The 15,349-nt window shown below is 62.8% G+C and carries 10 protein-coding genes; 8 read left to right on the forward strand and 2 right to left on the reverse strand.

The genetic code is table 11. From position 1 onward, the window contains the following. Positions 1 to 235 precede the first annotated feature (235 nt). Together aceF and aceE are read right to left on the reverse strand one after the other, a co-directional pair. Positions 236 to 2,176 carry a dihydrolipoyllysine-residue acetyltransferase gene (gene aceF / locus PFZ56_RS08415; protein WP_102882044.1) on the reverse strand — a complete coding sequence of 647 codons (1,941 nt, stop codon included), beginning with the start codon at positions 2,174 to 2,176 and terminating at the stop codon, positions 236 to 238. Positions 2,177 to 2,187: 11 nt separating this feature from the next. Continuing rightward, positions 2,188 to 4,833 carry a pyruvate dehydrogenase (acetyl-transferring), homodimeric type gene (gene aceE / locus PFZ56_RS08420; protein WP_170001607.1) on the reverse strand — a complete coding sequence of 882 codons (2,646 nt, stop codon included), beginning with the start codon at positions 4,831 to 4,833 and terminating at the stop codon, positions 2,188 to 2,190. A 383-nt stretch (positions 4,834 to 5,216) separates the two neighbouring features. Between aceE and glnE the strand changes: the two genes are divergently transcribed. From glnE to PFZ56_RS08460, 8 genes are all read left to right on the forward strand, one after another. Beyond that, positions 5,217 to 8,156, forward strand: a complete 2,940-nt coding sequence (gene glnE, locus PFZ56_RS08425; RefSeq protein WP_102882042.1) for a bifunctional [glutamate--ammonia ligase]-adenylyl-L-tyrosine phosphorylase/[glutamate--ammonia-ligase] adenylyltransferase — start codon at positions 5,217 to 5,219, stop codon at positions 8,154 to 8,156. 133 nt (positions 8,157 to 8,289) lie between these two features. Next, positions 8,290 to 9,324, forward strand: coding sequence for a lipopolysaccharide heptosyltransferase II (gene waaF, locus PFZ56_RS08430; protein WP_102862861.1), 1,035 nt, complete (start codon positions 8,290 to 8,292; stop codon positions 9,322 to 9,324). A 1-nt stretch (position 9,325) separates the two neighbouring features. Further along, on the forward strand, positions 9,326 to 10,387 hold the full coding sequence (gene waaC / locus PFZ56_RS08435; RefSeq protein WP_102862862.1) for a lipopolysaccharide heptosyltransferase I: 1,062 nt from the start codon (positions 9,326 to 9,328) through the stop codon (positions 10,385 to 10,387). After that, entirely contained in the window at positions 10,387 to 11,511 is a 1,125-nt protein-coding gene (locus PFZ56_RS08440) for a glycosyltransferase family 4 protein (RefSeq protein ID WP_102862863.1), read from the forward strand. Before waaC ends, PFZ56_RS08440 begins: the two co-directional genes overlap by 1 nt. Continuing rightward, positions 11,508 to 12,314: a lipopolysaccharide core heptose(I) kinase RfaP gene (gene rfaP, locus PFZ56_RS08445; protein WP_110595420.1), complete on the forward strand. Its 807-nt coding sequence runs from the start codon at positions 11,508 to 11,510 to the stop codon at positions 12,312 to 12,314. Before PFZ56_RS08440 ends, rfaP begins: the two co-directional genes overlap by 4 nt. After that, positions 12,314 to 13,048, forward strand: coding sequence for a lipopolysaccharide kinase InaA family protein (locus tag PFZ56_RS08450; RefSeq protein WP_170001605.1), 735 nt, complete (start codon positions 12,314 to 12,316; stop codon positions 13,046 to 13,048). Before rfaP ends, PFZ56_RS08450 begins: the two co-directional genes overlap by 1 nt. Then, a complete protein-coding gene (locus PFZ56_RS08455) occupies positions 13,045 to 13,797 on the forward strand; it encodes a lipopolysaccharide kinase InaA family protein (RefSeq protein ID WP_102862866.1) in 753 nt (250 codons plus the stop codon). The genes PFZ56_RS08450 and PFZ56_RS08455 overlap by 4 nt, the downstream gene beginning before the upstream one ends. After that, on the forward strand, positions 13,797 to 15,251 hold the full coding sequence (locus tag PFZ56_RS08460; RefSeq protein WP_394304630.1) for a lipopolysaccharide kinase InaA family protein: 1,455 nt from the start codon (positions 13,797 to 13,799) through the stop codon (positions 15,249 to 15,251). The genes PFZ56_RS08455 and PFZ56_RS08460 overlap by 1 nt, the downstream gene beginning before the upstream one ends. The last annotated feature ends 98 nt before the right edge of the window (positions 15,252 to 15,349 follow it).

The raw sequence follows: 15,349 nt of genomic DNA on the forward strand, positions 1-15,349 counted from the left end.
TGCGGCATCGACTGACAAGTAAGATGAAGGCTAAGTGCTATAAACCTGTATCGGCAGGCAGAAGGATTTCTGCAAAGTAACTTTTTTGCTGTTTGGGCTCGAGCAATGACGGGCAATTGGCGACGTTTTTCCGGCAAAAAAAAGCCCCGCCAAATTGACGGGGTTGAGGTACGAGCGTGGCGCTCGGAAAACGTGCGGTACCGGCCCACCCATGACGGGAAGGCCGGTTCGCGAGTTACAGCAGGATGGTGCGGATGTCGGCCAGCAGGTCGCTCAGACGCTTGGTGAAGCGTGCAGCGGCCGCGCCGTTGATCACACGGTGATCGTAGGACAGGGACAGTGGCAGCATCAGCTTCGGCTGGAAGGCCTTGCCGTCCCAGACGGGCTGGATGGTGGCCTTGGAAACACCGAGGATCGCCACTTCCGGCGCGTTGACGATCGGCGTGAAGCCGGTGCCGCCAATGTGCCCGAGGCTGGAGATGGTGAAGCAGGCGCCTTGCATCTCGTCCGCAGAGAGCTTCTTGGTCCGGGCTTTTTCCGCCAGGGAAGCCGCCTCGGCCGCCAGTTGCAGCAGGCTCTTCTGGTCGACGTTCTTGATCACCGGTACCAGCAGGCCATCCGGGGTGTCCACGGCAAAGCCGATGTTCACGTACTTCTTGCGGATGATCGCCTTGCCGCTGGGTGCCAGGGAACTGTTGAAGTCCGGCAGTTCCTTGAGCAGGTGCGCACAGGACTTGAGCAGCAGCGGCAGGATGGTCAGCTTGACGCCGGCCTTCTCGGCCACGGCTTTCTGTGCAACGCGGAACGCTTCCAGCTCGGTGATATCGGCCGAGTCGAACTGCGTCACGTGCGGCACGTTCAGCCAGCTGCGGTGCAGGTTGGCGGCGCCGGCCTGCATCAGGCGGGTCATCGGCACTTCTTCGATTTCACCGAAGCGGCTGAAGTCCACGACCGGGATCGGCGGGATGCCCGCGCCACCGGTTGCGCCGGCAGCCGGTGCTTCCTTGGCTTTCTGCATCATCGCCTTGACGTAGACCTGCACGTCTTCCTTGAGGATGCGGCCGTGCGGACCGCTGGCGCTCACGGCGTTCAGCTCGACACCGAATTCGCGGGCCAGTTGGCGCACAGCCGGGCCGGCGTGAACTTTCGCGCCTGGTTTGGCCGGAGCGGCAACTGGAGCGGCAGCGGCAGGCGCGGCGGCGGCAGGAGCCGCTTCAGCTTTCGCCGGGGCAGGGGCCGCGGCAGGTGCCGGAGCGGCTGCCGGGGCGGCGCCCTTGACCTTGAGCTTGAGGATCAGGTCGCCGGTACCGACTTCGTCGTCCAGCTTGATCGACACGCTTTCCACGATGCCGGCGGCTGGCGATGGGATTTCCATGCTGGCCTTGTCGGATTCGAGGGTGATCAGCGACTGGTCGGCAACCACGCTGTCGCCGGCCTTGACCAGCACTTCGATGATCTTGGCCTTGCCGGCCGAGCCGATGTCCGGAACGTGAATGTCCTGGACGCTGTCGGCCACTGGCGCAGCTGCAGCAGCGGCTGGCGCAGGCGCGGCGGCAGCCGGAGCGGCGGCCTGGGCTGGTGCGGCAGTGGCAGGAGCCGCAGCACCGGCCACTTTCAGGGCCAGGATCAGGTCGCCAGTGCCCACTTCATCGTTGAGCTTGACGCTGATGCTCTCGACCACGCCGGCAGCCGGCGACGGGATTTCCATGCTGGCCTTGTCGGATTCGAGGGTGATCAGCGACTGATCAGCTTCGACGGTGTCGCCGACCTTGACCTGGATCTCGATGATCTGGGCCTTGCCCGACGAGCCGATATCCGGCACGTGCACCTGCTGTACCGAGGCAGCGGCAGGAGCGGCAGTTGGAGCGGCAGCAGCTGGCGCTGCGGCCGGCTGTGCAGGTGCAGGTGCAGCGGCTGCCGGCGCAGGGGCCGCAGCAGCGGCGCCCTCGACTTCCAGTTCCAGCAGTTCATCGCCTTCTTTCAGGCGGTCGCCCAGCTTCACCTTCAGGCTTTTGACCACGCCGGACTTCGGCGCAGGGATTTCCATGCTGGCCTTGTCCGACTCGAGGGTCAGGATGCTCTGGTCGGCTTCGATGCGATCGCCGACCTTGACCATCAGTTCGATTACTTCACCTTCACCGCTGCCGATGTCAGGTACGCGAATGAGTTCGCTCACAGAAAGTCTCCTCAGCAGTCCAGTGGGTTGCGTTTTTCCGGGTCGATACCGAACTTGGTGATGGCTTCAGCCACGACCTTGGGTTCGATGTCGCCACGGTCAGCCAAGGCTTCCAGGGCTGCCAACACCACGAAGTGACGGTCTACTTCGAAGAAGTGACGCAGTTTCTTGCGGCTGTCGCTGCGGCCGAAACCGTCGGTGCCCAGGACTTTGAATTCCTTGGACGGCACCCACTGGCGGATCTGTTCGGCAAACAGCTTCATGTAGTCGGTAGAGGCGATGACCGGACCCTTACGGCCGCTCAGGCACTCTTCCACGTAGCTCAGCTTCGGCTTCTGGCCAGGGTGCAGACGGTTGCTGCGCTCTACGGCCAGGCCATCGCGACGCAGTTCGTTGAAGCTGGTCACGCTCCACACGTCAGCGGCGACGTTGAACTCGTCACGCAGGATCTTCGCCGCTTCGCGGACTTCGCGCAGGATGGTGCCGGAGCCCATCAGTTGTACGTGGTGCGCGGCTTCGCGGGTGTCTTCTTCCAGCAGGTACATGCCCTTGATGATGCCTTCCTCGACACCGGCCGGCATGGCTGGCTGCTGGTAGGACTCGTTCATCACGGTGATGTAGTAGAAGACGTCCTGTTGCTCTTCGGTCATCTTCTTCATGCCGTCCTGGATGATCACCGCCAGCTCGTAGCCGTAGGTCGGATCATAGGTGCGGCAGTTCGGGATGGTCCCGGCCAGCATGTGGCTGTGGCCGTCTTCGTGCTGCAGGCCTTCACCGTTGAGGGTGGTACGGCCGGCGGTACCGCCGATCAGGAAACCGCGGGTACGGCTGTCACCAGCGGCCCAGGCCAGGTCGCCGATACGCTGGAAGCCGAACATCGAGTAGAAGATGTAGAACGGCAGCATCGGCTGGTTGTGGCTGGAGTACGAAGTACCGGCAGCGATGAAGGAGCTCATGGCGCCCGCTTCGTTGATGCCTTCTTCGAGGATCTGGCCCTTCTTGTCTTCGCGGTAGAACATCACCTGGTCTTTATCGACTGGCTCGTAGAGCTGGCCGACGGAGGAGTAGATGCCCAACTGACGGAACATGCCTTCCATACCGAAGGTACGGGCTTCGTCCGGAATGATCGGCACGATGCGCTGGCCGATTTCCTTGTCCTTGACCAACTGCGCGAGGATCCGCACGAAGGCCATGGTGGTGGAGATTTCGCGATCGCCGGAACCGTCGAGGATGGCCTTGAGGGTATCCAGTGGCGGAGTCGGGATGCTGAAGCTCTTGGCGCGACGCTGAGGCACGAAACCGCCCAGTGCGGCACGACGCTCGCTCAGGTAACGGGCTTCGGCGCTGCCTTCTTCAGGCTTGAAGAACGGCAGGTTTTCGATGTCGTCGTCTTTCACCGGAATGTCGAAGCGGTCGCGGAACAGCTTCAGGCTGTCGACGTCGACTTTCTTGGTGTTGTGCGCGGTGTTCTTCGCTTCGCCGGCGCCGGTGCCATAACCCTTGATGGTCTTGGCCAGGATGACGGTCGGCTGCTCTTTGTGGTTGACCGCCTCGTGGTAGGCCGCATAGACCTTGTACGGGTCGTGGCCGCCACGGTTGAGTTTCCAGATCTCGTCGTCGGACAGATCGGCAACCATCGCCTTGAGTTCAGGGGTATTGAAGAAGTGCTCACGGACGAACGCACCGTCCTTGGCCTTGTAGTTCTGGTACTCGCCGTCGATGACTTCGTCCATGCGGCGTTGCAGGATGCCGTCGACGTCCTTGGCCAGCAGTGGGTCCCAGAAACGGCCCCAGACCACCTTGTTGACGTTCCACTGGGCACCACGGAACACGCCTTCGAGTTCCTGGATGATCTTGCCGTTGCCGCGAACCGGGCCGTCGAGGCGCTGCAGGTTGCAGTTGATGACGAAGATCAGGTTGTCCAGCTTCTCGCGGCCGGCCAGGGAGATCGCGCCCAGGGATTCCGGCTCGTCGCACTCGCCGTCGCCCATGAAGCACCAGACTTTCTGCTTGCCGGCCGGGATGAAGCCGCGGGCTTCCAGGTACTTCATGAAGCGTGCCTGGTAGATCGCCTGGATCGGGCCCAGACCCATAGAAACGGTGGGGAACTGCCAGAAATCAGGCATCAGCCAAGGGTGTGGATAGGAGGACAGGCCGTTGCCGTCCACTTCCTGGCGGAAGTTGTTCATCTGGTCTTCGGTGATGCGGCCTTCCATGAACGCACGGGCGTAGACGCCTGGCGATGCGTGACCCTGGAAGTAGATCAGGTCGCCGCCGTGTTCGTCGGTCGGGGCCTGGAAGAAGTAGTTGAAGCCGATGTCATACAGGGTGGCGCTGGAGGCGAAGCTGGAGATGTGACCGCCCAGGTCAGAATCTTTCAGGTTCGTACGCATGACCATGGCCAACGCGTTCCAACGTACCAGCGAGCGAATGCGGCGTTCCATGAACAGGTCGCCAGGCATGCGTGCTTCGTGGGTGACGGGAATCGTGTTGCGGTATGGCGTGGTGATGGCGTAGGGCAGTTGCGAGCCGCTGCGGGTCGCGAGTTCGCCCATACGGGTCATCAGATAGTGAGCACGGTCTTCGCCTTCTTTGTCGAGAACCGATTCCAGGGCGTCCAGCCATTCCTGGGTTTCGACGGGATCGAGGTCTTGCATGGCTTGCTCCAGGGCGGAAAGGCTTCCAGAATCGGTTGCCTGAGTTTGCGACTGGCCTTGTGGGCAGACGATTATAAATTCTTGGATTGCCGGAGGTTGATCCGGCGGCGTGTAGTTTTACTACAAATCGTCGGCCATTTCAGCCTTTCGAATGTATATACGAGTAGTAAAACTACAGAAGAGCGGCTTATGGCCTCCTGCTGCGTTGTGAGAATAATCGTTACTGTTGGTCGCTGACTAACGGGAATAGGTAATAAATTAATGCCGGCTGCTAAAAAAAACCTATTTTCAGCTATTTCTAACTTTTGTTCGACAGTCCATCAGGCTGCTCGCCCTCGATATTCCTCTCCGCCCGCCTTTTCCACGCCGATCAAGGATAGCCCATGAGTCTGCCCGCGCTTGCCCCAGTCCCCGCGATTCTCCTGCCATTGGTCAGCCGTGCAGAGCAGTCGTTCCGCGCTGCGGTGGCGGCCCTTGAAGGCGGTCCCGATGTTGCGGATTGGAGCGCCGAGCGCTGGGCCGAGTTTGCCCGGGTCAGTGCCGCCAGTGACTTCGTCATTGAACAGAGTCTGCGTGACCCTTTGATGTTGCTGGAGCTGGTGCGCTCCGGTGAGCTGGACCGGGCTTTTGCGCCGGGTGAGTTGTGCGCGCAGATTGCGGCGGCGGTGCAAGCGGCCGAGACCGATGATCAATTGGGCCGCGTACTGCGCCGCCAGCGCACTCGCCAGCAGGTGCGGATCATCTGGCGCGACCTGACCCGCCAGGCGAATCTGGTGCAAACCTGCCGTGACCTTTCCGACCTGGCCGACGCCTGCATCGACCAGGCCTATCAATGGCTGTATCTGCGTCATACCCAGCAATTTGGCGTGCCCACCGGCGGCCGCAGCGGCGAGCCGCAGCAGATGGTCATCCTCGGCATGGGCAAGCTGGGAGCAGTGGAACTCAACCTGTCGTCGGACATCGACCTGATCTTTGCCTATCCCGAAGGCGGCGAGACGGTGGGGGTCAAGCGTGCCCTGGATAACCAGGAGTTCTTCATCCGTCTTGGGCAGCGTCTGATCAAGGCCCTGGATCCCATGACCGTCGACGGTTTCGTGTTCCGGGTCGACATGCGCCTGCGGCCGTACGGCTCAGCCGGTGCCCTGGTGCTGAGTTTCAATGCCCTGGAACAGTACTACCAGGACCAGGGGCGCGACTGGGAACGCTACGCCATGATCAAGGCCCGGGTGGTGGCCGGGGATCAGGTGGCCGGGGCGCAATTGCTGGAGATGCTGCGGCCCTTCGTCTACCGCCGTTACCTGGACTTCTCCGCCATCGAGGCGCTGCGCACCATGAAGCAACTGATCCAGCAGGAAGTCCGGCGCAAGGGCATGGCCGACAATATCAAGCTGGGCTCGGGGGGCATTCGCGAGGTGGAGTTCATCGCCCAGGCCTTCCAGCTGATTCACGGTGGTCGCGACCTGAGCCTGCAGCAGCGTCCTTTATTAAAGGTGCTGGGTACTTTGGAGGGGCAGGGCTATTTGCCGGCCGCGGTGATCAGCGAGTTGCGTGAGGGCTACGAGTTCCTGCGCTACACCGAGCACGCGATCCAGGCCATTGCCGACCGGCAGACGCAGATGTTGCCGGACAATCCCCAGGACCAGGCGCGGATCGCCTTCATGCTCGGCTTTGCCGACTGGAGCGCCTTCCATGAGCAACTGATGTACTGGCGTGGGCGGGTGGAGTGGCACTTCCGCCAGGTGATTGCCGATCCTGATGAAGACGAAGGCGCTGAAAGCGAAGTGGTGGTGGGGGGCGAGTGGCTGCCTTTATGGGAGGAAGCCCAGGACGAGGAGGCCGCCTGCCGGCAGTTGCAGGAGGGTGGTTTCGTCGATGCGCCCAAGGCGCTGCGGGCACTCGCCAGCCTGCGCGGTAGTCCGCAATTGCGGGCCATGCAGCGTCTGGGGCGTGAGCGTCTGGATGCCTTTATTCCACGCCTGCTGGCTCAGGCCGTCGAACACGCCAATCCGGATCTGGTCCTGGAGCGGGTCTTGCCGCTGGTCGAGGCGGTGGCGCGGCGTTCGGCCTATCTGGTGTTGCTCACCGAAAATCCGGGCGCCTTGCGCCGCTTGCTGACCCTGTGCGCGGCCAGTCCGTGGATTGCCGAACAAATCACCCGCTTCCCTCTGTTGCTGGACGAATTGCTCAACGAAGGACGCCTGTTCAAGCCGCCCCTGGCGCCGGAGCTGGCGGCCGAGCTGCGCGAGCGCCTGACGCGGATTCCCGAGGACGACCTGGAACAGCAGATGGAGGCCCTGCGCCACTTCAAACTGGCCCACCGTTTGCGGGTGGCCGCCTCGGAGATCGCTGGCAGCCTGCCTCTAATGAAGGTCAGCGATTACCTGACCTGGCTCGCCGAGGCGATTCTGGAACAGGTGCTGGCCCTGGCCTGGCGCCAGACCGTGGCCAAGTACGGGGCGCCACAGCGCACTGACGGCACCTTGTGTGACCCGGGTTTCATTATCGTCGGCTACGGCAAGGTTGGCGGCATCGAGCTGGGCCACGGTTCCGACCTGGATCTGGTCTTTATCCATGATGGCGATCCGCAAGCGGAAACCGATGGGCCCAAACCCATAGACGGTGCACAGTTCTTCACCCGGCTGGGGCAGCGCATCATCCATCTGCTGACCACCCAGACCAACTCCGGCCAGTTGTATGAAGTGGATATGCGCCTGCGGCCGTCCGGTGCTTCGGGGCTGCTGGTGAGTTCCCTGGGGGCTTTTGCCCGCTATCAGGAAAACGAAGCCTGGACCTGGGAGCATCAGGCGCTGGTCCGGGCCCGGGTGCTGGTGGGCAGCCAGGATGTGGGCCAGGCCTTTGAAAAGGTCCGGGCCGCCGTGCTGGGTAAAACCCGCGACCTGCCCAAGTTGCGCCAGGAAGTCAGTGAAATGCGGGCCAAGATGCGTGACAACCTGGGCAGCCGCCTGACCGCCGCCGGAACCGCGGCCAACGCCTTTGAAGCCACGGCGCCGTTCGACCTCAAGCAGGACGCCGGAGGTATCGTCGATATCGAATTTATGGTGCAATACGCGGCCCTGGCGTGGTCCGAAGAGCACCCGTCATTGCTGCGCTACACCGATAACATCCGCATTCTGGAAGGGCTGGAGCAGGTTGGGCTGATGCCGGCGAGCGATGCCAGCCTGCTGCGCGAGGTCTACAAGGCCTACCGTTCCGCGGCTCACCGGCAGGCGTTGCAGAATGAGGCCGGAATCATTAACGGTGATCAATTCGTGACCGAACGACGGGAAGTGTTACGAATTTGGCGCGAGCTGGGGCTAAGCTAGTCGGCATAATGCAGCCGCAATTGTATTCGGCGAGCTGCGAGGCTCGCCCCAACTGAACCGACGGTGAAGGCCGCGGTGCTGGATTCTCGAGGCGGGGAGGCGTATGCCTCCCCGGCTCGTTTATGGAAACCACATGAATATTCTGATCGTTGGGCCCAGTTGGGTCGGTGACATGGTGATGGCGCAGACACTCTTGGAGTGCCTGAAACAGCGTCATCCACAATGCGAGATCGACGTGCTGGCCCCCGAGTGGAGCCGGCCGATCCTGGAGCGCATGCCCCAGGTGCGTCGGGCCTTGAGCTTTCCTCTTGGTCACGGCGTCCTGGAACTGGCGACCCGCCGGCGGATCGGCAAGTCCCTGGCCGGCCAGTACGATCAGGCGATCCTGCTGCCCAATTCGCTGAAGTCGGCCCTGGTGCCGTTCTTCGCAGGCATCCCCAAGCGCACCGGCTGGCGCGGCGAGTTCCGCTACGGCTTGCTCAATGACGTGCGCAAGCTCGACAAAGAGCGTTACCCGCTGATGATCGAGCGCTTCATGGCTCTGGCCTATGAGCCGGGCGCCGAATTGCCCCAGCCTTATCCGCGCCCGAGCCTGCAGATCGATCCGCAAAGCCGCGAGGCGGCCCTGGCCAAGTTTGGCCTGAGCCTGGATCGCCCGGTGCTGGCGCTGTGCCCGGGAGCAGAGTTCGGCGAGGCCAAGCGCTGGCCGTCCGAGCATTACGCACAAGTGGCTGAGGCGAAGATCCGCGAGGGCTGGCAGGTCTGGCTGTTCGGTTCGAAGAACGATCATGCCGTGGGTGAAGAGATTCGCGGGCGACTGATTCCCGGCTTGCGCGAGGAATCGACCAATCTCAGCGGCGAAACCTCCCTGGCCGAGGCCATCGACCTGCTGTCCTGCGCCGATTCGGTAGTGTCCAACGACTCCGGGCTGATGCACGTGGCGGCCGCGCTGAATCGTCCGCTGGTGGCGGTGTACGGCTCCACCTCCCCGGGCTTCACCCCGCCCCTGGCGGATCAGGTCGAAGTGGTGCGCCTGGGGATCGAGTGCAGTCCGTGTTTCGATCGCACTTGTCGCTTCGGTCATTACAACTGCCTGCGCCAACTCCTGCCGCAGCCGGTGAACGAAGCCCTGCAGCGGTTGCAGGGCACTGTGGTAGAGGTCCAGTAAGTTGCGGGTACTGTTGATCAAGACCTCATCCCTGGGTGATGTGATTCATGCATTGCCGGCGCTGACCGATGCCGCGCGAGCGATCCCGGGGATCACGTTCGACTGGGTGGTGGAAGAAGGCTTCGCCGAGATTCCTTCCTGGCATCCGGCGGTAGGCAAGGTGATTCCGGTGGCGATCCGCCGCTGGCGCAAGAATATCTGGCAGACCATCAAGAGCGGCGAATGGCGCCGCTTCAAGCAGAGCGTGCGCTCGACCAAGTACGACCTGGTGATCGATGCCCAAGGCCTGCTGAAAAGCGCCTGGCTGACCCGTTACGTGCGCGCCCCGGTGGCGGGGCTGGACAAACACTCGGCCCGTGAGCCCCTGGCTTCGCGTTTCTACTCGCGACGCCTGGCGGTGGCCCGCGGGCAGCACGCCGTGGAGCGGGTGCGCCAGCTGTTCGCCGTGGCCCTGGGCTACGACCTGCCACAGGGCCTGGGCGACTACGGCCTGAATGTCGAAAAACTGGTGGAGCTGCCGCGCAAGAATCCCTTCGTGCTGTTCCTGCACGGCACCACCTGGGACACCAAGCACTGGCCTGAGGCCTATTGGCGCGAGCTGACCGAGCGCATGGGCATGCTCGGGGTCGAGGTCAAGCTGCCCTGGGGCAATGCTGTCGAGAAGGCCCGGGCGGAGCGTATTGCCAGTGGCCTGAAAAACGCCACGGTTCTGCCCAAGCTGAACCTGGCCGGGGTCGCCAAGGTGCTGGCCGATGCCCAGGCCTGTGTGGCCGTGGACACCGGGTTGGGCCACCTGGCCGCGGCCCTGGATGTGCCGACCATCTCCTTGTTTGGCCCGACCAATCCGGGCCTGACCGGCGCCTATGGCAAGGTGCAGATTCACCTGGGGAGCAACTTCCCCTGTGCGCCGTGCCTGCAGAAAAAATGCACCTACCAGCCCACTGCTGTGGATCAGCAACGCTATGACATCAAGCGCGAGTGGCCATTGTGCTTCACGCGCCTTAACCCCGAGCGTGTCGCCAGCCGACTGAGCACCTTGTTACTGGCTGAGGAGCCGCGCTGATGCAATTGGCTTTTGTCCTTTATAAGTATTTTCCCTTTGGCGGCCTGCAGCGCGACTTCATGCGCATTGCCCTGGAGTGTCAGCGCCGCGGGCACCAGATCCGCGTCTACACCCTGATCTGGGAAGGTGACGTGCCTCCTGGCTTTGAAGTGCTGGTGGCGCCGGTCAAGGCGCTGTTCAATCATCGTCGCAACGAAAAGCTCAGCGCCTGGATGGCGGCCGACCTGGCCAAGCGTCCGGTGGATCGGCTGATCGGTTTCAACAAGATGCCGGGGCTGGACGTGTACTACGCCGCCGACGGCTGCTTCGAGGACAAGGCGCAGAATCTGCGGCACTCCCTGTACCGTCGCTGGGGTCGCTACCGGCATTTCGCCGAGTACGAGCGGGCGGTGTTCGCCAAGGATGCCAAGACCGAGATCCTGATGATCTCCGAGGTTCAGCAGCCGCTGTTCATCAAGCATTACGACACCCCGCTGGAGCGCTTTCACCTGCTGCCGCCGGGCATTGCCCAGGATCGCCGCGCACCGTCCAACGCGGCCGAGATCCGCGCCGATTTCCGTCGTGAGTTCGCCTTGAAGGACGACGAGCTGCTGCTGGTGCAGATTGGCTCCGGGTTCAAGACCAAGGGCGTGGACCGCAGCCTCAAGGCGCTGGCGGCCCTGCCTTCGGCGCTGAAAAAGCGCACCCGACTGTTTGTAATCGGCCAGGACGACCCCAAGGTATTCCAGGTACAAAGTGCCGCATTGGGGCTCAGCGACCAGGTGCAGTTCATGAAGGGGCGCAGTGATATTCCGCGTTTCCTGCTGGGAGCCGACCTGCTGATTCATCCGGCCTACAACGAAAATACCGGCACTGTGCTGCTCGAAGCCCTGGTGGCTGGGCTGCCGGTGCTGGTGAGCGCGGTCTGCGGCTACGCCCATTACATCGCCGAGGCCGAATGCGGCCTGGTGCTGGATGAGCCGTTCGAGCAGGCGCAGCTCAATCAATACCTCACCACCCTGTTGACCGACGACGCTGCACGCGCGACCTGGAGCCGTAATGGCCTGGCGTTCGCCGAGACGGCCGACCTTTACAGCATGCCGCAGCACGCTGCGGATGTGATTCTGGCGGAGCAACACCGATGAAGTTGATGCTTGCCGAACCCTTCAAGAGCCTCTGGGCCGGACGCGATGCGTTCGACGCTGTCGAGGGCCTGAAGGGCCAGGTCTACCGTGAGCTGGAAGCGCGCCGTACCTTGCGTACGGAAGTCGACGGTCGCGGTTATTTCGTGAAGATCCATCGCGGCATTGGCTGGGGCGAGATCGTCAAGAACCTGATCACCGCCAAGCTGCCGGTGCTTGGCGCCGGTCAGGAATGGCGGGCGCTGGAGCGTCTGCATCAGGTAGGCGTGCCGACCATGACTGCCGTGGCCTACGGCGAGCGCGGCAGCAACCCGGCGGACCAGCACTCGTTCATCGTCACCGAGGAGCTGGCGCCCACCGTCAGCCTTGAAGACTTCAGCATCGACTGGGTCAAGCAGCCGCCTGCGCCGGCCCTCAAGCGCGCGCTGATCGCCGAAGTGGCGCGCATGACCGGCATGATGCACCGCGCCGGGGTCAACCACCGCGACTGCTACATCTGCCATTTCCTGTTGCACACCGATCGTCCCATCACGCCTGCGGAGCTGAAACTCTCGGTGATCGACCTGCATCGTGCCCAGACCCGGCCGAGGATCACCCTGCGCTGGCGCAACAAGGACCTGGCCGCCCTGTATTTCTCCGCCCTGGATATCGGCCTGACGCGCCGCGACAAGTTGCGCTTCCTCAAGGGCTATTTCCAGCAGCCGTTGCGGCAGATCCTGGCCGAAGAAGCGGCGCTGCTGTCCTGGCTCGAAGGCAAGGCGGAAAAACTCTACGCACGTAAACAGCGGTACGGAGACGCACTCTGATGGCGAGTTGGAACCTGGACCCCGCCTATCAGGAGTTGGCGCAAGATTTCGGCAGTCTGGACGCGGTATTTGCCCTGCAGGGCGAGCATCTGACCCGGGACCCTCTGTCGGAGGTTATTCGGGTCGAGCGCGGCGGCGTCAATTACTACGTCAAGCGCTATACCGGCGCCGGCAAGAACCTGCGGCGCTACCTGGGCAAGCCCCGGGTCAAATTCGAATGGCAGAACCTCAAGCGCTTCGCCAAGTGGGGCATTCCCACTGCCGATGTGGTGGCCTGGGGCCTGGAACGTCGCTGCCTGGCCTACTCCCGGGGCGCGATGATCACTCGCGAGCTGCCGCGGACCGAGGACCTGTCGGTGCTGGCCGAGCGCAACGATCCGCGGCTCAAGGATCGGCGCTGGGTCGATGGGGTGAGTCGTCAGTTGGCCGCTTATACCCGGGTCATGCATGACCATCGCTTTACCCACAATGATTTGAAGTGGCGCAACCTGCTGATCGACGATCAGGACCGGTTGTACCTGATCGACTGTCCGAACGGCGATTTCTGGCGTGGTTTCTGGCTCAAGTACCGGATCACCAAGGACCTGGCCTGCCTGGACAAGGTGGCCAAATATCATCTGTCGGCCACTCAGCGCCTGCGTTTCTATCTGCAGTATCGCCAGCGCGATCGCTTGAGTGCCGCCGACAAGGCGCGTATTCGCCACGTGGTGAGATTTTTCGAGGGGCGCGAATGACTGATTTCCTGGCGTCCGAGGAACGTGCGCTACTGGAGCGTAACGGTCTCGGCACTTTTGACCAGTTGTGGGCTACGCAATTGGATGCGGTGGATGAGCCCAATACCAGTCGCGGCGGCAGCAGCAGCGTCTTTCGCCTGGATGTGGAAGGGCAGGGGTTCTATCTCAAGCGGCAGACCAACTACCAGACCCGGACCCTGCATCGGCCTTTCGGTGAACCGAGTTTCGCCCGGGAGTTTCGCAATATCCGGCGTTATCAGCAGTTGGGCATTCCCGCGCTGCAGGCCGTGTTCTTTGGCATGCGCAAGGTCAATGGCGAGTCTCGAGCCATACTCCTGACCCGGGCCCTGGATGGTTGGGACGATCTGGATGCGCTGCTGTCGCGTTGGGATGAGCTCAGTGAGCTCCAGCGCCAGGCGGTACTCAAGGCCTGCGGGCAATTGGCCCGGCAACTGCACAGCTTGCGTCAGGTCCATGGCTGCTTCTATCCCAAGCATATTTTCCTCCAAGGCCATGGCGAGGGTTACCGGGCGCAGTTGATCGACCTGGAGAAAACTCGGCCCTTGCTGTTCGGTCAGCGCGACCGGGTCAAAGATCTGGAGCCTTTACTGCGCCGGGCTTCGGTGTGGAATGCCGACGAAGTGCGCGGCCTGTTGGCAGCCTATCTGGACCAGCCCCTGGACAGTTCCCTGGTGGGCGCCTGGGCCGCTCGTCTCAGTGCTCGCAGCAGTCACAAGGAATCTCGCTGATGCGTTTGTCCGAGCTGAAAAACAGCGGGCGCAGCCCGACCCTGCCCCTGAGCCTGGAGCTGGCGGACGCTGCCGGCCCGGCGCAGTTGCAGTTGCTGACCCTGTTGCGCGTGCTGCCGGGGCAGCGCTATGTCGGTGCCGGTGTCTGGCGTGGGCGTCCGGTGCTGGCCAAGTTGCTGGTGGGGGCCAAGGCCGCGCGGCATTTTCAGCGGGAATTGCAGGGTGTGCGCCTGCTGGCGGAGCAGGGGCTGACCACGCCGTTGCTGCTGGCGGACGGCTTGCAGGAAGGCGAGGGCGGCTGGTTGCTCTTCGAGTTCCTGGAAGGGGCGCAAAGCCTCGGCGACGCCTGGAAGCAGGTTGAGAAGCTGCCGGTGCTGGCCGATGAGCAGACCGCGGTGTTGGCTGAGGCCCTCGGAGCTATTGCCCAGTTGCACGCCAAGGGCCTGTGGCAGGAAGACCTGCACCTGGACAACCTGTTGCGCCATAACGGCAGGCTGCACCTGATCGATGGCGCGGGGATCTGTGTCGAAGAGGCTGGCAAGCCCCTGTCCCGGCAAAAGGTCCTGGAAAACCTGGGAGTGTTCTTCGCCCAGCTACCCAAGAGCCTGGAACCCTTCACTGAAGAGTTGCTGGTGCATTACCTGCTGAGCAATGCCGAGCACGCCTTGCCCCTGGAGGCCCTGGAGAAGCAGGTGAACAAGGTGCGTGGCTGGCGCCTGCGGGACTTTCTCAACAAGGTTGGCCGTGAGTGCACGCTGTTCAGCGTGCAGCGTGGACCTTTCGCCTTGCGTGCGATTCGCCGTGAGGAAGAGGCCGCGATGCTGCCAGTGTTGGCGCAGGCCGATGCCCTGTTGGATCAGGGGCATCTGTACAAGACCGGTGGCGCCGCCAGTGTCGGCCGGGTTGAGGCCGCGGGGCGGACCCTGGTGGTCAAGCGCTACAACATCAAGGGCTTGGCTCATTGGCTCAAGCGTTTCTGGCGCCCGAGCCGGGCCTGGCACTCCTGGCGTGAAGGCAATCGCCTGGAATTCCTGGGGATTGCCACGCCCAGGCCCCTGGCGGTACTGGAGCAGCGTTTTCTCTGGTTGCGCCGTCGGGCCTACCTGGTGACCGAGTACTTGTCGGGGCCTGACATCATTGAGCGTTTTGCACCGTTCGTGGACAGTGGCGAGGCGCCTGAATCGGAGTTGCTGGCGCTGGATCGGCTGTTTGCCCAGTTGATCAGGGAGCGCATCAGTCACGGTGACTTCAAGGGCCACAATCTGTTCTGGCAGGACGATCGCTGGGCCCTGATCGATCTGGATTCCATGTGTCAGCACTCCAGTCTGAGCAGCTTTGCTCCGGCATTTGCCCGAGATCGCGCACGTTTCATGCGCAACTGGCCCGAAAGCAGCAATTTGTATCAAGTGATTGATCGGCGGCTGCCCAAGACCGTCCAGAGCGCCGAGGCCTGACCTGCGACCTATAGCCGCTGCTGCAGGCAGCGGCTGCGGGCCGTGGCGTATGCGGCGCCCGGGCTTGGCGCTTGCCGCTAGAGGCTTGCCCCTGCTTT

The sequence above is a fragment of the Pseudomonas danubii genome (genome assembly GCF_042980055.1).
GTDB lineage: Bacteria > Pseudomonadota > Gammaproteobacteria > Pseudomonadales > Pseudomonadaceae > Aquipseudomonas > Aquipseudomonas danubii.

Coding starts and splice junctions, on each gene's coding strand:
- aceE (WP_170001607.1), bottom strand. CDS start 4,833: ATGCAAGACCTCGATCCCGTCGAAACCCAGGAATGGCTGGACGCCCTG.
- glnE (WP_102882042.1), top strand. CDS start 5,217: ATGAGTCTGCCCGCGCTTGCCCCAGTCCCCGCGATTCTCCTGCCATTG.
- waaF (WP_102862861.1), top strand. CDS start 8,290: ATGAATATTCTGATCGTTGGGCCCAGTTGGGTCGGTGACATGGTGATG.
- PFZ56_RS08440 (WP_102862863.1), top strand. CDS start 10,387: ATGCAATTGGCTTTTGTCCTTTATAAGTATTTTCCCTTTGGCGGCCTG.
- rfaP (WP_110595420.1), top strand. CDS start 11,508: ATGAAGTTGATGCTTGCCGAACCCTTCAAGAGCCTCTGGGCCGGACGC.
- PFZ56_RS08450 (WP_170001605.1), top strand. CDS start 12,314: ATGGCGAGTTGGAACCTGGACCCCGCCTATCAGGAGTTGGCGCAAGAT.
- PFZ56_RS08455 (WP_102862866.1), top strand. CDS start 13,045: ATGACTGATTTCCTGGCGTCCGAGGAACGTGCGCTACTGGAGCGTAAC.
- PFZ56_RS08460 (WP_394304630.1), top strand. CDS start 13,797: ATGCGTTTGTCCGAGCTGAAAAACAGCGGGCGCAGCCCGACCCTGCCC.